The organism is Janthinobacterium sp. NKUCC08_JDC (assembly GCF_019345575.1).
Classification (GTDB): Bacteria; Pseudomonadota; Gammaproteobacteria; order Burkholderiales; family Burkholderiaceae_D; genus Janthinobacterium; species Janthinobacterium aestuarii.
Genome location: NZ_JAHKQW010000013.1, coordinates 127,910 through 150,085 on the forward strand (window position 1 = coordinate 127,910; position 22,176 = coordinate 150,085).

Sequence of the window (22,176 nt, forward strand, 5' to 3'; positions counted from 1 at the left end):
CATTTGCCCGCAAGTAAGAACGCAGGCAGAATCGTGGCCTTTCCATTGCGGCGCCCCGGCGCCAGCCTCACGATGAAACGTCTGCTTCTGACCTTGCTGCTCTGCTCCGCCTTCGCCCACGGCGCGCCCTTCTACGAAGGCAAGACCCTCGCCCATCCCGCCATCACCGCGTCGCAGGACAGCGGCTTCGACATCGCCTTTCTCAAGGAAAAAGAGGGCGTCAACGGCTATTACTGCGAGTGCAAGAGCGGTACATCGAAACCCATTTTGCTCGACCAGTTCGGCAACGCCGTCATCCGTTCCGTCTTCTACGCCTCGCTGGACAAGGAGTCGGACGACAGCGTGCAAACCATGCTGGTGCTGTTCCGGCAGGACGGCAAGAACGGCTTGCGCGCCTACCGCTACCACCGCAGTTCCGGCAAGTACCGGCGCCTCGACGGCTTGCAGCCGGCCCTGAACCGCATCGTGGCGCAAAGCGCCGCTCCCAACGCGGGCCAGGTCAAGGCGGCGCTGGCCAAGCTGGCGCCGATGGACTACAGCGTCGCGCGCGGCAAGAGCGGCAATGCGGACTTCGACGCCATCGACCATACGCAGGGCACCGTCGTCGGCTACTACAGCGACGAGGGCAAGCCCGTGGAGGCTGGCAGCCAGGAAGCCATCATCTACAAGAAAACCTTCGAGAAGAAAGGCGACCGTTTTCTTACCGCCAGCTACACCCTGTACAGCGATGCGGGCGCCGGCATCCTGCGCAATTACCGCCTGTGGCAAGTGACGTGGGAAACGGCGCCGAAGCAGTTCACGGGCAGCCAGGAAGGCCCTTCCGTCATCTACAGCCTGGCCTGGGACGACGGCTCGGTGGTCGAGCGGGGCCAGTACGCGAAAGGCAAGCGCCAGGGCCTTTGGGTGCGCGAAGGCATGCACGAAGGCAGCGAAAAAGGCCATTTCGTCGACGGCCTGCAGGAAGGCATGTGGTACTTCAATTACCCAAAACAGAGCGAGAGCGGCATGTACCGGGCCGGCAAGCGCGAAGGCCGCTGGACGGTCGTCAACTATGCCGATGCGGAGGAAGTGACGGGCTTCGACACCTACGCGGGCGGCCAGCTGAACGGCCCGCACGAACGCAGCATGGGCGGCAAGCTGCAAACGCGCGGCAACTACGTGAACGGCTCGCGCCATGGCGCGTGGATCACGGAAGACGGCGACGGCAGCATCATCGAAGACTTGCGCGACGGTCCGTGGAAACTCAAGCTCAAGGACAAGGCCACGCAAAGCGTCACTTTCGTGCAAGGCAAAAAACAGGGTGAAGCGATCGACATGGATGCGCAAGGCGCGCTGCGCCTGCGCGACCATTACCAGGCCGGCGTGCTCGAAGGCAGCCGCACGCGCTATCTGGGCCCGGCCGGCAAGGAATACGTGGTCTACACGGCCACCTACCGCAACGGCCAGCTCGATGGGCGTGAACAGGCATTCGACGACAGCGGCAAGATCCTGCGCCTCGATACCTTGTGGGAGATGGGCAAGAAGCAGGGCCTGGACGCGCGCTACTACCCGAACGGCAAGCCGGAGCGCCTGGCCGTCATCGACCAGGGCCGCCTGCTCACGCACCTGCGCGAATACTATGAAGACGGCCAGCTGCTCAACGACATCCACCGCTGCACCTTCAAGGAATACGGCAGCACGCGCGACGACGTGTGCGAGTACCACCATATGTACTACCCGGACGGCAAGCCGCAGTATTACTACGCCTTCCAGTACGGCCAGCGCCAGGAAGGCTATTCGAACTACCCGAACGGCAAGCGCAAGGATGAACTGCTGGTCGACCGCGCCGCCGACACCTCGGTCTTGAACGTCTATTACGAAAGCGGCCAGCTCAAATGCACGGAGCCGCGCAGCGGCCACAGCACGCGCACGGTCAACGGCGAGACCATGATCAGCTATGCTTCGTCCGACCGCGACGGCGACAATATCTGCTACCACCCGAATGGCAAGGTGGCCAGCATCTACACCTTCCGCAAGCGCGTGCTCGTGGAGTGCGGCAAGCGCTACGACGACACGGGCAAGCAAACGTTTCCGGGGCCGGAAGGCTGCCCTCCTCCCAGGAAAGTGGACTACCCGATAGGACTATGACCATGACGCAAGCAACACAGCCGCTACGCATCCAAAATCCCGAACGCATCGACGCCAGGGCGATCCGCGCCGCCATCGCGGGCGGCCAGCAGGTACTGGTGCAGTTCGATACCCTGGGCGAGCCGGAGCCGCTGCTGGCCGACCTCGACGCCCTGGCCGCCACCTGCGGCACGGCGCTGACCATCCGCATCTACGGTTACGACCCGAGGGTGTTCGACGCCCGCATCCTGCGCGCGCTGCCGCATGTGGCCAGCCTGTCCATCGACTGCCACTGGCAAGCCATCCATCTGGAAACCCTGGGCGAGCTGCGCCACCTGAAGCGCCTGAGCCTGGGCGTGTACAAGCTGGCGCAGGCCGACATCCTGCAGCTCGATAATTTGCGCGGCCTCGAATACCTGAACCTGGGCGAGTCGGCCAAAAACAATATCGACCTGGCGCCGCTGCGCCACTACACGCAGCTGGCCAGCCTGGTCATCGAGGGCCACGACCAGCATATCGACACTGTGGCCGGCCTGCCGGCGCTGCACGAGCTGTCGCTGTACCGCATCAAGAACAAGGTGCCATTGGATTTCATCTCGGAGATGGCCCGCCTGGACCGGCTGCTGTTGCAACTGGGCGGGCGCGAATCGCTCGCGCACATCGAGGCGCCCCTGCTGCGGAAACTGGAAGTGGTACGCGTGCGCGGCCTGGAAACCCTGGGCGACATCGGCCGCTTCCCGCTGCTGCAGGCGCTATGGGTGGAAGACCAGATCAAGCTGCGGCAGATCGCGCTGGGCCCCAATCCCGTGCTTGAACGCCTGCATCTGCACACCTGCAAGACGCTCGAGAGCCTGCCCGGCCTCGCCGCCCTGCCCGCCCTGCGCCAGCTGTCGGCATCCGAAACGATGCTCGACATCGACGCCTTGCTGGCGCATGGCTTGCCCGCTTCCCTCACGCATGCGCGCCTGCGAACGGGCAAAAAAACCCGCGACGACGCCATCGCCGCGCAGCTGGCGCAACTGGGCTACGAGCAGCCAGGCCCCTGCTAGATCAGCGGCTGGCGGCCAGCTTGCGCTGCCACAAGGCCACGTCGATCATGACGCCATCGGCGCCCGTGTTGCGGATATAGACGCGGTAGCTGCCCTGCCCCATGTTGCCATCGAGGTAGGCCGTGCGTTCATTGCGCTGCAGCCGGGCGCCCTTGGCCAGCTGGCGATAGCGCTCGACCACCGTGTCGAAGCTGGCATAGCTGCGCAGCGCCACTTCCAGATCGCGCGGCGGGCGGCCTTCCGCATGGTCGAGCACATTGTTCTGTTTCTTGCCCTTCAAGGTGAGCGGATAGGCAAACACGCCGGCGCCGGCCGACGTCAGCACCGTCGATTTATCGAGCAGCAGCGGCAGCAGCGCCGGCGGATATGCGGGCGGCAGCTGGGCGCGGTTCCAGCCCGGCAGGGCCGGTTGCGCCAGCACATATTCGACCGTGGCGATCTTTTGTCCATCGGCGCCCGCTTCCTTGTCGCCCGCGATCAGCGCCAGCATGGGCGGCAATTGCCGGGCCCAGGCCAGCAAGGGCGCCGCATCGCCGACCAGCATGCCCTTGCGGTGGAACACCGTCAGCACCGCATTCGGATCGGGATTGCAGACCTTCGCCAGCGGCTGGCCCTCCAGGCGGCAATGCCCGTTGACGAGGCCAAAGGCGATGATGGCGCCGCGCTTGTCGAGCAGCATGGCACCGCGTTCGCGGCCCTGCTTGCGGTCATTCATCGACGCCAGCAACTGGCGGCCGTCGGCCAGCACGGTGCGCGTGGCGTCGCGCTTTTCGCTGATCGCTTCGAGCGCCTGCGCCAGCAGCAGTTCATCGTCTTCCGTATAGCTGCCGCGCGCGTAACCGAAGAAATCGAACAGGGCCGCGCGCACTTGCGGGTCTTCGCTCAGGCGCGGCAAGGCACCGCCGGCCAGCAAGGACGACAGGCTTTTCCCGGCCGGCGCCGAGGGCGCCGCCGTGGCGCGGGCGGGCTGGGAAAGGATGCAGGCCGCTGCCAGCAAGGCGCCGCCCAGGGTGCGGTAATTCGAAAAAATGATATGCATGATTCTGTCTGTCGGGGATTTGGCCACTCTTGCGGCCACGCATGGCGCGCCGGCGATTCTAGCATGGCGCCAGCCCCCATGCCGTGCGGCTGGCGGACGGCGCGTGCGCCGGCGCGGCTGTTATGATGGCTGCAATGACGATCTCTCCTACCGCTTCGACACTGCTCGTCCTCCTGCCCGGCATGGATGGCACGGCCAGCCTGTTCCACCATTTCGACGCCGCCTTGCGCGCGCACAGCGCCATCGACACCTTGGCCATCGCCTATCCGTCCGCGCCACTCGACTATGCGGCGCTGGAAGCATTCGTGCGCGAGCGCCTGCCGCGGGACCGCCCTTTCGTCGTGCTGGCCGAATCGTTTTCCGGACCGCTGGGGGCGGCTTTGCGCGCCGATCCGCCGCCCGGCATGCGCGCCCTGGTCCTGTGCTGTTCGTTCGTGCGCAATCCGCGCCCGATGCTGGCGCCGCTGCGCCACCTGCTCGGCCTCGTGCCCTTTGGCGCCATGCCCGGCTTCGCCCTGCGCCAGGCGCTGCTGGCGCCCTTCTCCACGCCGCAGTTGCAGAATGAACTGGCCGCCGCGCTGGCGCAAGTGCCACCGGCAACGCTGCGCCAGCGCCTGCGCGCCGTACTGGAAACAGACGCCTCGCGCAGCTTCGCGCGCGGCAGCCTGCCCGTGCTGTATCTGCGCGCCCGCCACGACCGCCTGGTGCCGCCCGCGAACGCCGTGCAGATACTGCGGCAGGCGCCCGGCGCGCAACTGGTCGACATCGCCGCGCCGCACATGCTGCTGCAGGCCGCGCCGGAAGCGTCGGCCGCAGCCGTCGCCGCTTTCATCGACAGCCTGTCAGCCGCGCAGATATCGGCTTAAACGCGCGCTGGCCAGCACGGCCAGCCAGCTCAAGCCGCCCGCCAGCACGCTGAAGTAGATCGCCCGCAGCGGATGCTGGGGCAGCAGATACGCGAGCACGGCCGCACCCAGCAAGCCGCACAGCACAGGCTTCCACCAGCCGGGCGGCAGCAGCGCCAGCAGCAGATTCGTGCCCGCGTACACGTAAAACACGAGCAGCAGGGCCAGGCCGCCGGCCACGCCGCGCGAGCCCAGGCTGCCGAACAGCTGCGTGTACAGGAAAAATCCCAGCCAGCTCAACACAATAAACAACAGGCAGCCCAGCGCATGCGCGCCCAGGCCCGCCATCAGGCGCTTCTTCATGGCCATCATCCGTATCGTTTCGTGCAAAGCCGCATCATAGCGATTTTGCCGGCAATGCGATCGGTTGACTTGCCTACCTACTAGATGGTAGACTTATTTCGAACCCGGTATTTCACCCGGCAATCTTTTCGCGCCACGGCGCATTCGACCTTTGCGAGGCATTACATGCATCAACTGTTCACCCCCTATGACCTGTCCGGCATTTCCCTGTCCAACCGCGTCGTCATGGCGCCGATGACGCGCACGCGCACGCTCGAAAACAATCCCGATGCGCTCACCGCGCTGTATTACGCCCAGCGCGCCTCGGCCGGCCTGATCGTCACCGAGGGCTTGCCCGTCTCCGATGAAGGCCGCGGCTATTTGTACACGCCCGGCATCTACAGCAGCACGCAGGGCCAGGGCTGGCGCCAGGTCACCGATGCCGTGCATGCCAAGGGCGGCAAGATCTTCGCCCAGCTGTGGCACGTGGGCCGCATGTCGCATGTGTCTATCCAGCCGGGCAACGCGGCGCCCGTGGGCCCCAGCGACGTGGCGGCGGAAAACACCACCGTCTACGCCTGGATCGAGCCAGGCAAGGCGGGACCGGTGCTGCCCAGCGTGCCGCGCGCACTGACCGTCGGCGAGATCGCCCGCGTCACCGCCGACTTCGTGCATGCGGCAAAAGTCGCTATCGACGCTGGCTTTGACGGGATCGAGATCATGGCCGCCAACGGCTTCCTGTTCGACCAGTTCCTCAGCAGCGCCGTCAATACGCGCACCGACCAGTATGGAGGCAGCATCGCCAACCGCCAGCGCTTTTTGCTCGAGACCATAGACGCGCTGTCGGCCGCCATCGGCAGCGGCAAGGTCGGCGTACGCGTCTCGCCGTTCGGCCGCCTGTACGACATGCGCGCCTATGCCGATGAAGTGCAGGTGTGGAGCAGCGTGGCGCAGGCCCTCAACACCAGGAAGCTGGCCTATGTGCACCTGAACTACCAGCCGACCATCACGGCGGCGCAAGTGCCACCCGGCTTTGGCGCGCAATTCCGCCAGGACTATCACGGCACCCTGATCGGCGCGGGCGGCTTCACGCAGGAACTGGCGCGCAGCGAACTGGGAAAAGGCGACCTCGATCTGATCGCCTTCGGCATGCCGTTCATCTCCAACCCGGATCTGGTGGAGCGCATGCAAAACAACTGGCCGCTGGCCGACAGCGACCGCTCGACCTATTACGGCGCCAGCGGCGCCCCGTCCCACGGGTATACCGACTATCCCGCGTATGGTGCGGCGCCTGCCAGCAATATGCTCAATGGCATCAACGTGGCGGCATTGCAGCAATTCGCCCAGGGTGTGGCAGGGCATCCCGGCAAGGGCGAGGCGCGTTTCAACGTCAAGACCCGCTGGCAACACCAGACGCGCAGCGTGGCCACCGTCAGCCACTATGTGCTGGGCGGTGAAAAGCATGCGCGCCATTTCGAGATCGCCTCGGACGAACCGCATGAATTGCTGGGCCAAAACACGGCGCCCAATCCGCAAGAGCTGCTGATGGCCGCCCTCAACGCCTGCCTGTCGGTCGGTTATGCGGCCAATGCAGCGGCCATGGGCATCACCGTGCACAGCCTGGAAATCGAAACGGACGGCAAGCTGGACCTGCGCGGCTTCCTCGGCCTGGACGAGAACGTCAATCCCGGCTACGACGAAGTCAGCTACGTCGTGCGGCTGCGCACGGATGCCTCGCGCGAGCGCGTCGAAGCGCTGCACCAGGCCGTGACCAAAACGTCGGTCAACCTGGCCAATTTCTCGAAGGCCATCCGCATGCTGTCCACCCTGGAAATAATCGAGGCCTGATACCCATCCCGGGAATCATCTAGCCACCAACCCGCGCGCAAGCGCCTACATAGCGAGGAAATCATGGAAGACTGGAAACAAGCTCGGCAAGATATCAATACGCGTGCGGTGCAACTCGCCGCATTGACGCCCGACACCATGAAAGGCATCGCCGCACTGGGCGGCGCCGGCGACAAGACCAACCATCTCGACGCGAAAACGCGCGAACTGATCTCGCTGGCAGTGGCCGTCACGACGCGCTGCGACGGCTGCATCGCCTTCCACGCTGCCGCCGCCAAGAAGCTGGGCGTGACCGTGGAAGAAATTGGCGAGGCGCTCGGCGTGGCGATCAACCTCAATGCCGGCGCCGCCGTTGTCTACAGCACCCACGTGCTGGACGCGTTCGACAAGGCTTGATACTGCCGCATCAGCCGGCCTGGCATGCGTGCACGCCGGGCCGGCCACTCAAGGAGCAACCATGAAAAACAACACACAAGCGCTGGTCGTCGACATCTGGTCCGATTTCGTCTGCCCCTGGTGCTGGATCGCCAAGCGTCGCTTCGAGAAGGCCCTTGCCGCTTTCGAACACAGGGACGCCGTGCAGGTCAGGCTGCGCGCCTACCGCATCGCACCGAACCATCGGGCCGAACCGATCAAGGCAGCCTTGCTGAAAAAATTTCGTGATCCGATGGCCGCCGAGGGCATGCTGTATTCGGTGCAGTCGCATGGAGCGGCCGAAGGCCTGGACTACCGCTTCGACAGCATGCTGTTTGGCGACACCATGGACGCGCACATGCTCGTCAAGGCCGCCGGCGACACGGCTTTGCAACAGCGCCTGGTTGAAGTGCTGTATGCGCAGAGTATTTCGCACGGCAAGTCGCTGTTCGACCGCGATTCCCTCGCCCTGCTCGCGGCGCAGGCGGGCGTGCCTGCCGAGGCGGTGCAGCGCGCGTGGTCGACACCGCAATTGCGCCAGCAGGTGCAGGACGATGAGCGCAGCGCCTCGCGCATCGCTTCCGGCGTGCCGCTGTTCGTTTTCGGGAATGGAGCGCACATTTCCGGCGCACAGCCGCCAGAAGTATTCAGGCAGGCGCTGGAGAACCTCCATGCGCAATCCCGGGAGAACCTGGCCGCATCGGCCGGGGAAATGTGTGGCCTGGACGGCTGCATCCTTCCCTAAGCGCTGGCGGCGGCTTCGCTGGCAGGTCCCGCCGTGTCCAGGTAGCCGTGGACCGCGCGTCCCAGACGCCGCGCAAGCGACGCCATATCCGTTTCTCCCCGCAGCGCCGCGGCGTCGATGATGCCGCGGCATAGCGCCATCACGTCGGCGGCGGCCATATCAGGATCGGCGACGCCATGACGCGCCAGCAGCCCCGCGAGCTGGCCCGCAAGCGCATGCCGCAAGGCGTCGTCCTCATGCTGCAACGATGGCGACGACGGCGCCGATTCCAGCGCGAGGGCAAGCGCGGGCCGCCTGAACTGGTGCGCCAGGCCGGCCATCACCCCCTGTTCTATCGCGAGCGGCAGCTCACCCTCCAGCGCCATGGCTAGCCCCACGTCGTGCAGCAGCACTGCGCGTTCGCGGCGTACCAGTTCGGCCAGCAGCGCCTCTTTCGACGGGAAGTACTGGTACAGCGAGCCGATGCTGACGCCGGACAGCTCGGCAACGTGATTCGTCGTCAACGCGGCCCAGCCCCGCACCTCAATAATGCGAGCAGCCGCCTCCACCATCGCCGCGACGGTGGCAGCCGATCTGGCCTGGGACGGCCGCTTGCGGGGCTCCGCATGCGCTGCAGTTTTTGCCATGAATGCGAGTAGCGAAAGTGGGTAGTAAAACTTATTCTAAACGTTCCGCAAACAACTGTCCTTGCCGAGACGAGAACGCCATGCACACTTATACATTCCTGCTGATACTGCACGTAGTCGCCGCCATCGCCTTCATCGGCCCGATGATGCTGACGCCGCGCCTGCTGAACCTGATGCGCGAGCCTGCCGGCCGCGACACCTTGCATAAGCTCCATCAGCAGATCGCCGTCGCAGGCTGGATACTGCTTGCCGGCGGGCTGGTCCTGCTGTACCAGCAAGAATGGGCCTGGCTGCACATGGGCTGGATGCGGCTGTCCCTCGCGCTTTTTATCGGCGCGCAAGCCATCGATCATTTTTGGGCGGACAAGGTGGAAGAGAAGGTGGAACAGGGATACGCGCAGGCGGGCGCCAGGCTGAAAACCTGGCTGTGCCTCAAGCTGGCCGTTTTTTTGATCATCTGCGCGCTCATGATCGCCAAGCCCGCCCTGTTTGCCTGAGCGGGCTGGCCCGCGCTACGCCAGATTGTCGAGCATGTAATGGAAAGCGGCCAGCGGATCAGTCGACGGCCCCATGGCCCAGCCGATAAAGCTGGCGCCTTCCAGAGCGCTGAGCAGCATGAAGGCATAATCCTTCGGCGCTTTCCGCAAGGTCCAGCCATGCAGCTGCGCCGCCTGCACGAGATTGTTTTCCATCCAGTCCAGCTGCTGCGCCATCAGCTGCCGGCCCAGGGCCTGCAGCGATTCGGGCAGCGCCGCCATTTCGGCCGCGAGCGCGCCGCACAGCGGCAGCAAATGGTCGTTGGCGCTGGCCAGGAACAGCCCGCCGAATTCACGCAGGCGTTCGACCGGATCGGCATGCGCCGCATCGATCGCCTGCAGCTTTTCGGTAAACACGTCGATATATTGCGTGATCAAGGCCACGCCGAGGTTTTCTTTGGTGGGGAAATGGTGGTGGATACTGGCCTTGCGTATGCCGATTTCTTCCGACAAATCGGCATAACTGAAAGCGGCGTAGCCTTTCGAACGCAGGTGGATCTCTGCGCTTTTCAAAAGGGCGTCGCGGGTACTCACTGACATGACAGGCTCCTGCACCAACGGCCATGCCGGCCATTGACGGATTAAATTCAACAAGGGGCAATTATGCCTGAAGTCGCCGCAGCCAGGGCTTGGGGCATGCGCATGAAAAAAGCCGGCCCTTTCGGGAGGAAAGGGCCGGCTTCAGTACATCGGTCACCGCCGCCGTGTCGGATTACGCTGCGCTAATCCGACCTACGTCTACATTTTAGGCATGCGGTGGTGATTACTTCGCCGAATTGAGCAGCAATTCGTTGAGGCGTTTCACGAAACTGGCCGGGTCGGCCAGCGAGCCGCCTTCGGCCAGCATGGCCTGGTCGAACAGGATGTTGGCCCAGTCGCCAAACTTGCCGCCTTCCGCATCTTCGTATTTCAGGCGCGTCACCAGCGGGTGGTTCGGATTGATTTCCAGGATAGGCTTCGATTCCGGCGCGCTCTGGCCCGCCGCTTTGAGCATGCGCAGCAGGTTGCCCGACAATTCGTTTTCATCGGCCACCAGGCAGGCTGGCGAATCGGTCAGGCGGAACGTGACGCGCACGTCCTTGGCCTTGTCGGCCAGCACCGTCTTCATCTTGCCCACCAGGTCGGCGTACGAGGTTTCCGTTTCTTCGTGCTCCTTCTTTTCCGCTTCGTCTTCCAGCGCGCCCAGGTCCAGGCCACCCTTGGCGACGGAGACCAGTTCCTTGCCTTCGAAGTCCTGGATAAACGACAGCATCCATTCATCGACACGGTCCGTCAGCAGCAGCACTTCGACGCCCTTCTTGCGGAAGATTTCCAGGTGCGGGCTGTTTTTCGCGGCGGCGTAGTTGTCGGCCGTGACGTAATAGATCTTGTCCTGGCCTTCCTTCATGCGCGCCACGTAGTCGGCGAACGAGGTGATTTGCTCGTCGCTGTCGTTGGCCGTCGACGCAAAGCGCAGCAGCTTGGCCAGGCGTTCCTTGTTGGCCGCGTCTTCGCCGATGCCTTCTTTCAGCACCTGGCCGAATTCCTTCCAGAAGACGGCGTACTTGTCCTTCTTGTCCTGCTCGTCCGCGTTCGCCAGTTCTTCCAGCATGCCCAGCACGCGCTTGGTCGAGCCTTCGCGGATGACCTTGACGTCGCGCGACTCCTGCAGGATTTCACGCGATACGTTCAGCGGCAGGTCGGCCGAGTCGATCACCCCGCGCACGAAGCGCAGGTAGGTCGGCATCAGCTGCTCGGCATCGTCCATGATGAAGACGCGCTTGACGTACAGCTTGATGCCGCCGCGCTTGTTGCGGTCCCACATGTCGAACGGCGCCTTGGCCGGGATGTACAGCAGCTGCGTGTATTCGCTGCGGCCTTCCACGCGGTTATGCGTGTGCGTGAGCGGCGACTGGAAGTCGTGCGATACGTGCTTGTAGAATTCGTCGTACTGTTCCGGCGTGATGTCGGCCTTGTTGCGGGCCCACAGGGCGCTGGCCTGGTTGACGGTTTCGAATTCGTCTTTCAGGACGGTTTCTTTTTTCTCGTCGTCCCACTCTTCCTTCTGCATCACGATCGGCAGCGAGATATGGTCCGAGTACTTGCGGATGATGGACTTGATCTTCCAGCTCGACAGCAGTTCGTCCTCGCCTTCGCGCAGGTGCAGGATGATGTCCGTGCCGCGGCCCGTTTTTTCGATGGTCTCGATGCTGTAATCGCCTTCGCCGGCCGATTCCCAGCGCACGCCTTCGGAGGCGTCCGCGCCGGCGCGGCGCGTTTCGACGGTGATCTTGTCGGCGACGATGAAGCCCGAATAGAAGCCCACGCCGAACTGGCCGATCAGGGCCGCATCCTGCTGCTGGTCGCCAGACAGCTTGCCGAAGAATTCCTTGGTGCCCGACTTGGCGATGGTACCCAGGTGCGAGATCGCCTCGTCGCGGGTCATGCCGATGCCGTTGTCGGAAATGGTGATGGTGCGCGCATCCTTGTCGAAGCTGACCTTGATCTTCAATTCGTGATCGTTGCCGTACAGGGCGTCGTTATCGATCGCTTCAAAGCGCAATTTGTCGGCCGCGTCGGACGCGTTCGAGATCAATTCGCGCAGGAAGATTTCCTTGTTCGAGTACAGGGAATGGATCATCAGGTGCAGCATTTGCTTCACTTCGGTCTGAAAACCCAGGGTTTGCTTTTCGGAGACAGCCATTTTTACCTCATAGTCTTGTGGATGGGACGGATTCTACGGAGTTGGGGATGGTGCCAGCGATTTCAAGAGCGGCTGCCGAAAGTCGCCTCTAACCCAGCGCGCGGGCGAAAAACGCCCACACCCGCTCGTCCTGCACCGTGGCCAGGTTCAGGCGCATGCGGGTCGACGGCAGCTGGCGCGGCGAGAACAGGCTGCCCGGCGCCAGCACCAGCCCCTCGGCCAGCGCCTTTTCGGCCAGGACATTCGTGTCGCAGCCCGCATCGGCCCACACGAACATGCCGGCCGGCGCGGGATCGAAGCGCAAGCCTGCCTGTTCGACCTTGCGATACGTACCCTCGCGCACCTTGTCGAGCCGCGCGCGCAGACGCTCCGCATGCTTGCGGTACAGCCCCTGCGAGAGGATTTTATACACGACCCTTTCGCCGATGTCGCTGGTGGTGAGGGTCGCCAGCATCTTGCGGTCGGCCAGGCGCTGCGCCCGCTCATTTGATGTGGCGATGAAGCCCACGCGCAGGTTCGCCGCCAGGCTCTTGGAAAAGCCGCCCAGGTAAATCACGCGGCGCAGCTGGTCCAGCGCGGCCAGGCGCGTGGCCGGCTGCACCGCGCCGCCCGGGTGCATGTCGCAATAGATGTCATCCTCGACGATGAGGAAATCGTGCTGTTCGGCCAGGCGCAGCACCTGGAACGCCTTGGCTGCCGACAGCGACGTCGAGCTGGGGTTGTGCAGCACCGAGTTGATCACATACAGCTTCGGACGGTGCAGGGCCGCCAGCTCGGCCAGCACGGCGATATCGGGGCCGTCGCCGAGGCGCGGGATGCCGATGACGTTCACGCCCATGGCGGCAAAGGCGCCGAACATCAGCCAGTACGCGGGATCGTCGACGAAGATGGTGTCGCCGGGGCGGGCAAACTCGCGCGCCACCAGGTCCAGCGCCTGCATCACGCCCACCGTGGTGACGATCTGCTCGGGCGGGCAGGCGATTTCCAGCCCCGCCAGCTTCAGCTGCAACTGCTGGCGCAGCGGCAAGAAACCTTGCGGCATGCCATAGCCGAGCAACAAACTGCCGGGCTGGCGGCTGACTTCGCGCAAGGCGCGCGCCACGAGGTCGCCATCGAGCCACTCGGCGGGCAACATGCCGATGCCGGGCGCGGGAATGGCCGGCGTCTGGCGGAACATGTTACGGATCAGCCACACCACGTCCATCGGCTGCGCCGCTGCGTCCTGCGCGCCAGCGGGCGCCGCCGGCGTGTTCAGGGGCGAGCGCTCGCGCACGAAAAAGCCGGCGCCGCGCCGCGATTCCAGGTAGCCGCGCGCCACCAGCTTGTCGTAGCTGGCCACCACCGTGGCGCACGACACGTCCAGGCTGGCCGCGCACTGGCGGATCGACGGCATGCGCGCGCCGCCGCGCAGCAGCTTGTCATCGATGCGCGCCGCCAGCGAACGCGCGATCTGGTCGATCAGGGTTTCGCCCGAGGCGCGCGACAGCAAGGGCAGGGACGGAGAGGCGAGTGTATTGCTCATATGACCATTACAGTATGTGGAGTTATGCGTAAAAGTGTATTTGTACTGTATTGCTATTGCGCCCTAGGATAGCAGTACCGGGCGCATTCATCCACATCTGCCCGCCTTTATTCCACACCACCCGTACCAGGACAGCCATGCCATCGCACGCCACACCTTCCCCCAGCCATTCCCTGCGCCTCGGCGCCGACCGCAAGGGCCTGCTACTGGGCTTGATCGCCGTCGCCCTCTTCAGCCTGACCCTGCCCTTTACGCGGCTGGCCGTGGCCGAACTCGATCCCACCTTTGTCGCCCTGGGCCGCGCCTTGGTCGCCGCCTGCCTGGCCGGCCTGTGGCTGTGGCAGCAGCGCGCACCGCTGCCGCGCCGCGAACAATGGCTGCCGCTGACCCTGGTGTCGCTGGGCTGCGTGGTGGGCTTCCCGTGGCTGACGTCGATCGCCATGCGCAGCCTGCCCGCCTCGCACGGCGCCGTGCTGGTGGGCATTTTGCCGCTGGCCACCGCCGTGTTTGCCGTACTGCGCGGCAAGGAGCGCCCCTCGGCCGGCTTCTGGCTGATGGCCCTGCTCGGCACGGCTCTGGTGGTGGCGTTCGCGCTGCGCCAGGGCGGCGGCAGCTTCCACGTGGCCGACTGGCTGATCTTTGCCGCCGTGCTGCTGGCGGCACTCGGCTATGCGGAAGGCGGACGCCTGGCGCAAGCCATGCCGGGCCAGCATGTGATTTGCTGGGCGCTGCTGCTGGCCGTGCCTTTTGTCTTGCCCGTGGTCCTGTGGAACGCCTGGCCCCAGCGCGCGCTGATGGCGCAGGCCAGCGGCGCGGCGTGGCTGGGCTTTGCCTATATTTCCGTGTTTTCCATGTTTATCGGCTTCTTTTTCTGGTACCGGGGCATGGCGCTGGGCGGTGTGGCCCGTGTGGGGCAGACGCAGCTGCTGCAGCCCTTCCTCACCTTGCTGGGCGCGGCCGTGCTGCTGAACGAGCCATTGACGGGCGAAAGCCTGCTGTTTGCCGGCGCCGTGATCGCCGTGGTGGCCATCGGGCGCAAGCTGAAGTAAGGTTTCTTGACGCCCATTTGCAACGCCGTTGCGCGTGCACATGGGCACGGCGGCGTGCAAGCCGTACAATACCGCAGCACCATGGCGACGCCTATCCGGCGCCGCTTGCGAACGCACCGCCACAAGCGGGCCAACAAATCCAGCCGGCGCAGCTCGGCATCTTCTGTGAGACTCGTATGAAAATTGAAAATCCGAATCCGATCCAATGGCGCTTTGCCGAACGCGCGGAACAGCTGCAAAGCTCGTTCATCCGCGAAATCCTGAAGATCACGCAGCGTCCCGAGATCATCTCGTTTGCCGGCGGCCTGCCCTCGCCCGCCACCTTCCCCGTGGAAGAAATGAAGATCGCCTTCGACAAGGTCCTGTCGAACAATGGCAAGGTGGCCCTGCAATACGGCCCGACCGACGGCTACCTGCCGCTGCGCCAGTGGATCGCCGACTCGCTGTCGGGCAATGGCAGCACCATCCTTCCGGAACAGGTGCTGATGACGTCCGGCTCGCAGCAGGCGCTGGACTTGCTGGGCAAGGTTCTGATCGACGAAGGCAGCAAGGTCCTGGTGGAAACCCCCAGCTACCTGGGCGCCCTGCAGGCATTCTCCGTCTATCGTCCCGAATTCGTTTCCGTCGATACCGATGACGAAGGCCTGGTGCCATCGTCAATCAACCCCGTAGCCGATGGCGCGCGCCTGCTGTACGCGCTGCCGAACTTCCAGAACCCGACGGGCCGCAGCCTGTCCGTGGCGCGCCGCGTGGAGCTGGTGGAAACCTGCGCCCGCCACGGCCTGCCGCTGATCGAGGATGATCCGTACGGCGCCCTCAGCTACAGCGGCGAGCCGTATCCGAAGATGATCAACATGAATCCGGACGGCGTCATCTACATGGGCTCGTTCTCGAAAGTGCTCACGCCAGGCATCCGCCTCGGCTACGTGGTGGCGCCGATGCCGCTCGTGCGCCGCCTGGAACTGGCCAAGCAGGCGGCCGACCTGCACACCTCGCAGCTTACGCAGATGGTCGTGCATGAAGTGATCAAGGATGGCTTCCTGGACCGGCACATCCCCAGCATCCGCAGCCTGTATGGCAACCAGTGCCAGGCCATGCTGTCGGCGCTGGAAGAGCACTTCCCGGCCGGCGTCACGTGGACCAAGCCGGAAGGCGGCATGTTCATCTGGGTCACCCTGCCGAAACACATCGACGCGATGAAACTGCTCGATGAAGCCATCGCCAACAAGGTCGCCTTCGTACCGGGCGCGCCGTTCTACGCGAACACGCCGGACACGCACACCTTGCGCCTGTCGTTCGTGACGGTGCCGCCGGAACGCATCCGCGAGGGCATCGCCATCCTGGGCAAACTGATCGCCGCAAAAATGTAAAGGCTAAAAATAAGGAGGCAAAAAATATGCCTCCCTATTCTCAAAAAAATAATAATCTTTAAGAAATATACTAAAACTCTCAAGCGGCAATGGCATTATAAATCCTTAGAATTTATTAAATATTAAAAATATCATATAATTTCTAATTTCTAATTTGTGCAGCAATATCAATTTTACGTGCAATGATTGGAAAAACCTTCCCATCCATCCCAAATGAATCAAGAAGATTCAGCATCTCACTTGCATTATTAGCATCCTCCCGAGTAGAAGAATTTTCATTCATTACATCTATCAATTTCTTTTTAAATTCCTTCCTACGTTCATCATTTCTATCCTCTGTGACAAGAAGCGCATGAAGAATTCGACCTTCTGTAGAATTGAGTGCAATTTCGCCCTCTGGCTTAGCACTGAAGAAGTTTAAAACTTCAACCGGAGATAAAATTCCTTTTACTGTTTTGTAGAAAAAATCTTGATCAACAGTTCTTAGCACGACAAGTAACGCCACATGTATCGGATTCGATGATTGACCAATTGGCGTTTGATCAAGCACGAGTTTCATTCTAGTTATACAACGCTCTTGGGTCCTTAGCGTCAACTGTAAAATTCGGGAAAGCAATGTTAAAAAACGAGTAAATTGACCGCACTGATATCCTCCCCCATCCTGCGAATGCAAGGAAAACAGCTCACTTAGACCAGATCGAGCCACTGCCATTTCTACAAATTTCTTGTTATGAGGAAGCGGTAGCCCGAACTCCAAATCGATAAATTTACGCAAGTATTCTGCTGCATTTATACGTTCACCATACACTGCTGCAGTTGCGGCCTCAAGTTGGCGCTTATCAACAGAAAGAATAAATGCAATGTTTGGCACATCAAACATATGCTTTACACGTTCCAGAAGAGATATTGCAAAATCGGGGCGACACCTATCCAATTCATCTATAAAAAATACTAAAGTAGAATTTTTTTGCGCAAGCGCAAGTTGACTAACAGCATTTTCCAATTCACTTCGAAATGAAATATTAAGTTTAGTTTCATTTTGAAATTTCTCCACAATATCACTGACTGCATCCCCGGCGGCATCGCGGATGATCTCTTCCAAGCCATCTTCAATGTCAAGTACTCCTGCAGTCCCAACCTTCACCCCAGCCACAAGAACTCGCCTCGCAACTTTTCCTGTGATATTTCTAACTTTGTCCAGTCCGGCTTTCAATTTACCAGTTTTATCTTCCGCCTTAGGCAATGCTTCATCTAAAGCGGCCACCATTGCCACCAGCGGATCACTAACATGGTCAGCTTTCCATGCATTAAAATTTACCGTTTGGTAATTTTCATTAATTAGAACAGCATTTAACATTCCAATAAAAGTTGATTTTCCAGAACCATATGGAGCATCCACAGCTATAACAAGTGGCTTACCGCCAGCCTTTTTTATAACATTCGCCATAAACTCTACCATTGCAGGACGATCTAGAGCATCATTCTTAAAAGGATCACTAAGTGGAATGTCAATTTCAGATATGCGAAAGCTCATGATATTTAACCATTATTTAAATATAAACAATGTAGGTTATCACAATCCGCCTAGAGAATTTCATGGCTTATCTAAAATACTTCCCGCACCAAACTGCGACAACTCATCCGCTCACCGCGAGACTTGCTCCGCTGCCTTTATTCCGGGCGGTGCTGCTACACCGCACGCGTCTTTTCCGCCTAAAAACCGCTTTCATGATAGCAATTGCGTGTATTTATTTTTAAAAATATCATAAAAATAATACTTTCATTGCTCGCGTAACATCGATTTTTTCACCCAAAAAAATGGCGAGGCGGTATGATTTGACGGCTGTATCAGATTTGAACCCGGTCAGCATCACCGAATATGCAGCAAACGCAGGCAGCGCAGAGTACATCGAGAAGGCCGGAAGCAATGAGTCCAGGCAGTGTGGAGCATTCCCAGCGGCATGAAGCCGCCATTTTGATTGTCGACGATGCGCCGGCCAACCTTGAGCTGCTGCGCAAGCTGATGAGCGAACAGGGTTATCAAACCTATGTCGCCACGTCCGGCGAGCGGGCGCTGGCGATCGCCCAGCGCGCCCAGCCCGACCTGATCCTGCTAGACGTGCTGATGCCGGACATGGACGGCATCGAAACGTGCCGCCGCCTCAAGCAGCATCCGCTGACGCAGCGCATCCCCGTCATCTTCATGAGCGCCAAGACGGAAACGGAAGACGTGGTGGCCGGTCTCGACTGCGGCGCCGTCGACTACATCAGCAAGCCGCTGCGCATGGCCGAAGTGTGCGCGCGCGTGCGCGCCCAGCTGAAAATCCGCAGCAACAATGAAACCCAGCAGGAGCAGGCCGAGCGCCTGCGCACCATCGTCAACAACATGGCCGAGGGCTTGCTGATCATCGAGGCCGATGGCCGCATCCAGTACACCAATCCGGCCTGCGACCAGTACCTGGGCTACCGAGAAAACGAACTGGCCGGGCGCTTCATCGGCGAGCTGCTCAGCCCCCTCGTGACGCAGGAATACCTCGATTATTTCGCCATGCACGCGGCCAATCCGGAAAAGGCGCACAACCACGGCACGCGCGAAGTGGCGATCCGCCACCGCAACGGCGCGGCGCTGAGCATGGACCTGACCTTGACGCCCATGTATCTGCGCCAGCCCCTGTATATCGGCCTGCTGCACGACATCACGCACCACAAGCAGTCGGAAGACGCGCTGCAGCGCGCCGCCTATCTCGACCCGCTGACGCAGATCGCCAACCGCCGGCATTTCGACAGCTTCCTTGAAAAAGAATGGCAGCGCGCCGTGCGCGGCGGCGGCGCCCTGTCGCTGGTGGTGCTCGACGTCGACCACTTCAAGCTGTACAACGACAGCCTGGGCCACCCGGCCGGCGACCTCTGCCTGCAGCAGGTGGCGCAGGCGATCGCCGCCCACGCCAGCCGCTCCGGCGACCTGGCGGCCCGCTACGGCGGCGAGGAATTCGTGCTGTTGTTTGCCGACACGGACGCCGACAGCGCCCTGCACCTGGCCGAAGCCATCCGCGCCGGCATCGAAGCGCTGCAACTGCCGCACCCGCGATCAAGCACCTCGCCATGGATCACCGTCAGCATCGGCGTGGCCACCATCCGCCCGCACCAGCTGGACGACCGCGAAGCCCTGTTCGTCGCCGCCGACCGCGCCCTGTACGTAGCCAAGGAAGCGGGCCGCAACCAGGTCCGCGCCACGCACTCGGGCAGCACGGCCTGGGAAACGGTCAAGGCGATCGTACTGCGTTAAAGCTGAACAAAGCATGCGCCAAACAAAGAGTAGGCCCACGCCCCACGCAAGGGCGCCCCGGGCCAAGCGGGCCTGAAAAATGTCGAGGGCAAGGCGCAGCGACGCAGACAGTACGAATGTACGGCAAGGAAGCTGCAACGCCGCCATCGGCATTTTCTCAGGCCCGCGTCTCCGGCCCGCCATTCTTAAAACTGGTCAAAACTTACGCGATACACTCAACTTCGCATTGCGCCCCACGCCGGTGACGGCTTCGCTCAGGTAGGGCATGTAATTGCGGTTGAAAACATTATCAACCGTCAGCCGCACCTCCGTGCCGCGCCACACGCCTTGCCGGCCAATCCACGACGCAAACACGGTATGCAGCGCATAGCCTTTCGATGGCGGCAGGCGGTACACATTCCCCACCGGCAAGACGCGCTCCTGCTTCGCCACGAAGCGGCCCTGCCAGCCGATGCTGGCGCCCAGGTCGGGCATGCGCCAGCCCAGGCCCGCCATCAACTTATCGGGCGCGATGGTCGACACGGGTTCGTCCTGGCCCCACGGGTCGCGCTGGGAACCGGTGCGCGTGCCGCGCTGCTTCGACAGCGAAGCGCTGGCAAACAGGCGCGGCGAATTGTAGTAAGACTCGGCTTCCACGCCCTGCGTGCGGAAACCGGCCAGGTTGCGGTAGGACGACAGGGCCGGCGGCACCTTGCCCGATCCCGGCACATAGCCTTCGATCAGGATGCCAAGGCGGGGGCCGATATTGTCGCTGACGCGGTTCTGGTACGCCGTCAGGCGCAGCTGCACGTCGTCGCGCTCCATGAACACGTTTTGCCGGTGCAGCATGACGCCCGTGCGCACAGCCGTCACCCGTTCGACGGCCAGGTCGCGGCTGGTACCCGGCGTCGATGAACCCTGCCTGGCCGATACATAGTATTCATTCGAATACATCTCGTCGATCGTCGGCGCGCGCCAGGTGCGGCTCAAGTCGCCGAACAAGGCCAGCGTGCTGGATGCCTTCCAGAACAGGCCCAGGCGCGGCGACCAGTCTTCGTGCGCCTTTTCGCTGAAATCGTGGCCAGCCGCCGCCAGCGGGCTGTTGTAGCGCGGCGCCTTGTTCGGCACGCCCTCGGAAACGACTCTGTCGTGGCGCAGCGCTGCCGTCACCGTCACGTCGCCATAGGTCATCGCATCCTGCAGATACAGGCCCGTGGTTTCCTGGTGCCCGGCCGGCATGTAGTAGGGCTGGAAGTAGCCATAGTTGTAGCTGGGGTCCTTCAGCGCCGTCGACGACGGGTAATACATCAGAGTGTCGCGCACGTTCTTGTGCCATTGCAGGCCCGTCAGCAGCACGTGCGACACGGCGCCCGTGCTAAATACGCTTTCGTTGCGCACCTCGGCGATGCGGTCCACATACGAAGCCCAGCTCTCGTTGCCCAGGGACCCCAGGTAGGAACCGAGCGACGCGGAGGGCAAACGCTTGTCATGCTGGTCCGTGTGCGAATAGCCGGCGCTGGCCGTCAGCTTGATCCATCGGTTGTTCTGCGGCGCGTACTGCCACTTCACGGAATACGTATCGTCGTCCTGGTCGCGGTACACGGCCTTGCGCTGCCACGCCTCTTCCAGTCCGTATTTTTTGATTTCCGCCTCGGTCGGCGTGGGCACATCCTCGCCCATGGCGGCAAACGGGCCCCAGCCCGAACTGCCGCTCTTCATGGCCGTCAGGGTCAAGAGCTGCTCCGGCGTCAGCCGGATATTCAGCTTGGCCAGGCTCGATGGCGCATCGATGGCGGAAAAGCGGAATGGCTTGCCATCGGGCTTGCGCAAATCGTCGGACTTGCGCTGCGTCGTGAAGGCCATCGCATCGAAGCGGCCATCTTCCGTGCGGCCGTAGACGGCCACGGTGGCGTCATTTTCTGCATTGTTCGAGTGGCGCGAATACTTGAGCATGGCGCCCGCTTTCTCGCCGCCTTCCAGCAAGTCTTGCGCATCCTTGGTCTCGACCGTGATGACGCCGCCGAAACCGCCATTGCCATACAAGCTCGTATGCGCGCCCTTGTTCACTTCGATCTGCTTGATCAGTTCCGGTTCGATGAAGATGGAACCCTGGCGGTATTTCTCGAAGCCCTTGGGCACGCCATCGAGGATGACTTTCACGTCCTGCACTTTATTGAAGCCCCAGATATTCAAGCTTTGTCCGCTGGGACGGGCCGTACCGGCCAGGTCCACGCCGGGCAAGGTGTCGAGCAGGGACGCGACATTGTCGGCCTGCTGGCGTTCGATATCGGCGCTGTTGATATACGAGCGCCCGGCCGTGCCGGCGCTGATGGCGTCGCCGAACACGCTGATGGCCGGCATCTGCACGGCGTCGGCCTTCTCGGTCTTGTCGGCCATCGCCGCCGCCCACGCGTGGCCGTACGCGCCACCCAATGCCAGCGCCAGCGCGGCGGCCAGCGGGGTCAATCGTTGTTTGCTGCTGCTCTTCATCGCTATCCTTGCCTGGGTTTGCTTGCTGCTCGATGCTTGTGGAATGAAAAAATGCAGGGGCAGAGGACAGCGGTGCACGATCAAGCGGCGGCGTTGAAGGAAGCGTTGCGGCGGAACTCTGCCCGCGCGGACACGCCGCCCGAACATGGCCGGCGGCGCACTGCAGTCACCGGGATAAGTTGCCTAAGTGAAATGCGGAACACATCATATATCGGATGCGAATGATTCGCAATACGATTTAATAACT

The 22,176-nt window shown here is 62.2% G+C and carries 18 protein-coding genes and 1 pseudogene; 11 read left to right on the top strand and 8 right to left on the bottom strand.

Features of this window, described 5'->3' with window-relative positions; translation table 11 throughout:
- The first annotated feature begins 72 nt into the window (after nucleotides 1-72).
- Nucleotides 73-2,127, top strand: a complete 2,055-nt coding sequence (locus tag KO538_RS23855; protein WP_219329837.1) for a toxin-antitoxin system YwqK family antitoxin — start codon at nucleotides 73-75, stop codon at nucleotides 2,125-2,127.
- A 2-nt stretch (nucleotides 2,128-2,129) separates the two neighbouring features.
- Entirely contained in the window at nucleotides 2,130-3,155 is a 1,026-nt protein-coding gene (locus KO538_RS23860) for a hypothetical protein (protein WP_034758387.1), read from the top strand.
- A gap of 1 nt (nucleotide 3,156) precedes the next feature.
- Here KO538_RS23860 and KO538_RS23865 read toward each other — a convergent pair whose 3' ends face one another.
- Complete coding sequence (locus KO538_RS23865; protein ID WP_219329838.1) at nucleotides 3,157-4,194, bottom strand: hypothetical protein; 1,038 nt, start codon at nucleotides 4,192-4,194, stop codon at nucleotides 3,157-3,159.
- A gap of 134 nt (nucleotides 4,195-4,328) precedes the next feature.
- On the opposite strand from KO538_RS23865, the gene KO538_RS23870 reads away from it, so the two are divergent.
- The gene (locus KO538_RS23870; protein ID WP_219329839.1) at nucleotides 4,329-5,060 is read left to right on the top strand and encodes an alpha/beta fold hydrolase; all 732 of its coding nucleotides are present in this window, start codon (nucleotides 4,329-4,331) and stop codon (nucleotides 5,058-5,060) included.
- Here the strand turns inward: KO538_RS23870 and KO538_RS23875 are convergent.
- Entirely contained in the window at nucleotides 5,037-5,402 is a 366-nt protein-coding gene (locus KO538_RS23875) for a hypothetical protein (protein WP_034758507.1), read from the bottom strand. The genes KO538_RS23870 and KO538_RS23875 overlap by 24 nt on opposite strands.
- Before the next feature lie 165 nt (nucleotides 5,403-5,567).
- On the opposite strand from KO538_RS23875, the pseudogene KO538_RS23880 reads away from it, so the two are divergent.
- The 4 genes and pseudogenes from KO538_RS23880 to KO538_RS23890 form a co-directional block, all read left to right on the top strand.
- Nucleotides 5,568-6,662 (top strand): annotated as a pseudogene (locus KO538_RS23880) (alkene reductase); the annotation flags it as partial.
- A gap of 21 nt (nucleotides 6,663-6,683) precedes the next feature.
- Nucleotides 6,684-7,229 (top strand): OsmC family protein, encoded by a 546-nt coding sequence (locus KO538_RS29520; RefSeq protein ID WP_257620548.1) that lies wholly within the window; start codon nucleotides 6,684-6,686, stop codon nucleotides 7,227-7,229.
- 63 nt (nucleotides 7,230-7,292) lie between these two features.
- Nucleotides 7,293-7,625, top strand: coding sequence for a carboxymuconolactone decarboxylase family protein (locus tag KO538_RS23885; RefSeq protein ID WP_219329840.1), 333 nt, complete (start codon nucleotides 7,293-7,295; stop codon nucleotides 7,623-7,625).
- A 61-nt stretch (nucleotides 7,626-7,686) separates the two neighbouring features.
- On the top strand, nucleotides 7,687-8,388 hold the full coding sequence (locus KO538_RS23890; RefSeq protein ID WP_219329841.1) for a DsbA family oxidoreductase: 702 nt from the start codon (nucleotides 7,687-7,689) through the stop codon (nucleotides 8,386-8,388).
- Here KO538_RS23890 and KO538_RS23895 read toward each other — a convergent pair.
- On the bottom strand, nucleotides 8,385-9,014 hold the full coding sequence (locus KO538_RS23895; protein ID WP_219329842.1) for a TetR/AcrR family transcriptional regulator: 630 nt from the start codon (nucleotides 9,012-9,014) through the stop codon (nucleotides 8,385-8,387). The two genes, KO538_RS23890 and KO538_RS23895, sit on opposite strands and share 4 nt — an antisense overlap.
- Nucleotides 9,015-9,094: 80 nt before the next feature.
- Here KO538_RS23895 and KO538_RS23900 point away from each other — a divergent pair, with 80 nt between their 5' ends.
- A complete protein-coding gene (locus tag KO538_RS23900) occupies nucleotides 9,095-9,511 on the top strand; it encodes a hypothetical protein (protein WP_070306132.1) in 417 nt (138 codons plus the stop codon).
- A 15-nt stretch (nucleotides 9,512-9,526) separates the two neighbouring features.
- Here KO538_RS23900 and KO538_RS23905 read toward each other — a convergent pair whose 3' ends face one another.
- From KO538_RS23905 to KO538_RS23915, 3 genes are all read right to left on the bottom strand, one after another.
- The gene (locus KO538_RS23905; protein WP_219329843.1) at nucleotides 9,527-10,090 is read right to left on the bottom strand and encodes a TetR/AcrR family transcriptional regulator; all 564 of its coding nucleotides are present in this window, start codon (nucleotides 10,088-10,090) and stop codon (nucleotides 9,527-9,529) included.
- Between the two features lie 223 nt (nucleotides 10,091-10,313).
- Nucleotides 10,314-12,233, bottom strand: a complete 1,920-nt coding sequence (htpG, locus tag KO538_RS23910) for a molecular chaperone HtpG (RefSeq protein WP_034758403.1) — start codon at nucleotides 12,231-12,233, stop codon at nucleotides 10,314-10,316.
- A gap of 88 nt (nucleotides 12,234-12,321) precedes the next feature.
- Nucleotides 12,322-13,755, bottom strand: coding sequence for a PLP-dependent aminotransferase family protein (locus KO538_RS23915; protein ID WP_219329844.1), 1,434 nt, complete (start codon nucleotides 13,753-13,755; stop codon nucleotides 12,322-12,324).
- A 137-nt stretch (nucleotides 13,756-13,892) separates the two neighbouring features.
- Between KO538_RS23915 and KO538_RS23920 the strand changes: the two genes are divergently transcribed.
- On the top strand, nucleotides 13,893-14,804 hold the full coding sequence (locus KO538_RS23920) for a DMT family transporter (protein WP_219329845.1): 912 nt from the start codon (nucleotides 13,893-13,895) through the stop codon (nucleotides 14,802-14,804).
- A 176-nt stretch (nucleotides 14,805-14,980) separates the two neighbouring features.
- Nucleotides 14,981-16,174, top strand: coding sequence for a PLP-dependent aminotransferase family protein (locus KO538_RS23925; protein WP_072454800.1), 1,194 nt, complete (start codon nucleotides 14,981-14,983; stop codon nucleotides 16,172-16,174).
- A gap of 142 nt (nucleotides 16,175-16,316) precedes the next feature.
- Here the strand turns inward: KO538_RS23925 and KO538_RS23930 are convergent, their stop codons facing one another.
- Nucleotides 16,317-17,708: a P-loop NTPase fold protein gene (locus tag KO538_RS23930; RefSeq protein WP_219329846.1), complete on the bottom strand. Its 1,392-nt coding sequence runs from the start codon at nucleotides 17,706-17,708 to the stop codon at nucleotides 16,317-16,319.
- 393 nt (nucleotides 17,709-18,101) lie between these two features.
- On the opposite strand from KO538_RS23930, the gene KO538_RS23935 reads away from it, so the two are divergent.
- Nucleotides 18,102-19,460 carry a diguanylate cyclase gene (locus tag KO538_RS23935; protein WP_219329847.1) on the top strand — a complete coding sequence of 453 codons (1,359 nt, stop codon included), beginning with the start codon at nucleotides 18,102-18,104 and terminating at the stop codon, nucleotides 19,458-19,460.
- 195 nt (nucleotides 19,461-19,655) lie between these two features.
- Here the strand turns inward: KO538_RS23935 and KO538_RS23940 are convergent, their stop codons facing one another.
- Entirely contained in the window at nucleotides 19,656-21,929 is a 2,274-nt protein-coding gene (locus tag KO538_RS23940) for a TonB-dependent hemoglobin/transferrin/lactoferrin family receptor (protein ID WP_219329848.1), read from the bottom strand.
- Between the last annotated feature and the right edge of the window lie 247 nt (nucleotides 21,930-22,176).

Excerpts from the sequence above, each read along its gene's own strand:
- KO538_RS23920 (WP_219329845.1), top strand. The coding sequence starts at position 13,893 with ATGCCATCGCACGCCACACCTTCCCCCAGCCATTCCCTGCGCCTCGGC.
- KO538_RS29520 (WP_257620548.1), top strand. The coding sequence starts at position 6,684 with ATGCTCAATGGCATCAACGTGGCGGCATTGCAGCAATTCGCCCAGGGT.
- KO538_RS23865 (WP_219329838.1), bottom strand. The coding sequence starts at position 4,194 with ATGCATATCATTTTTTCGAATTACCGCACCCTGGGCGGCGCCTTGCTG.
- KO538_RS23890 (WP_219329841.1), top strand. The coding sequence starts at position 7,687 with ATGAAAAACAACACACAAGCGCTGGTCGTCGACATCTGGTCCGATTTC.
- KO538_RS23855 (WP_219329837.1), top strand. The coding sequence starts at position 73 with ATGAAACGTCTGCTTCTGACCTTGCTGCTCTGCTCCGCCTTCGCCCAC.
- KO538_RS23905 (WP_219329843.1), bottom strand. The coding sequence starts at position 10,090 with ATGTCAGTGAGTACCCGCGACGCCCTTTTGAAAAGCGCAGAGATCCAC.
- KO538_RS23940 (WP_219329848.1), bottom strand. The coding sequence starts at position 21,929 with ATGAAGAGCAGCAGCAAACAACGATTGACCCCGCTGGCCGCCGCGCTG.
- htpG (WP_034758403.1), bottom strand. The coding sequence starts at position 12,233 with ATGGCTGTCTCCGAAAAGCAAACCCTGGGTTTTCAGACCGAAGTGAAG.
- KO538_RS23870 (WP_219329839.1), top strand. The coding sequence starts at position 4,329 with ATGACGATCTCTCCTACCGCTTCGACACTGCTCGTCCTCCTGCCCGGC.
- KO538_RS23860 (WP_034758387.1), top strand. The coding sequence starts at position 2,130 with ATGACGCAAGCAACACAGCCGCTACGCATCCAAAATCCCGAACGCATC.
- KO538_RS23915 (WP_219329844.1), bottom strand. The coding sequence starts at position 13,755 with ATGAGCAATACACTCGCCTCTCCGTCCCTGCCCTTGCTGTCGCGCGCC.
- KO538_RS23875 (WP_034758507.1), bottom strand. The coding sequence starts at position 5,402 with ATGAAGAAGCGCCTGATGGCGGGCCTGGGCGCGCATGCGCTGGGCTGC.
- KO538_RS23925 (WP_072454800.1), top strand. The coding sequence starts at position 14,981 with ATGAAAATTGAAAATCCGAATCCGATCCAATGGCGCTTTGCCGAACGC.
- KO538_RS23900 (WP_070306132.1), top strand. The coding sequence starts at position 9,095 with ATGCACACTTATACATTCCTGCTGATACTGCACGTAGTCGCCGCCATC.
- KO538_RS23930 (WP_219329846.1), bottom strand. The coding sequence starts at position 17,708 with ATGAGCTTTCGCATATCTGAAATTGACATTCCACTTAGTGATCCTTTT.
- KO538_RS23895 (WP_219329842.1), bottom strand. The coding sequence starts at position 9,014 with ATGGCAAAAACTGCAGCGCATGCGGAGCCCCGCAAGCGGCCGTCCCAG.
- KO538_RS23935 (WP_219329847.1), top strand. The coding sequence starts at position 18,102 with ATGAGTCCAGGCAGTGTGGAGCATTCCCAGCGGCATGAAGCCGCCATT.
- KO538_RS23885 (WP_219329840.1), top strand. The coding sequence starts at position 7,293 with ATGGAAGACTGGAAACAAGCTCGGCAAGATATCAATACGCGTGCGGTG.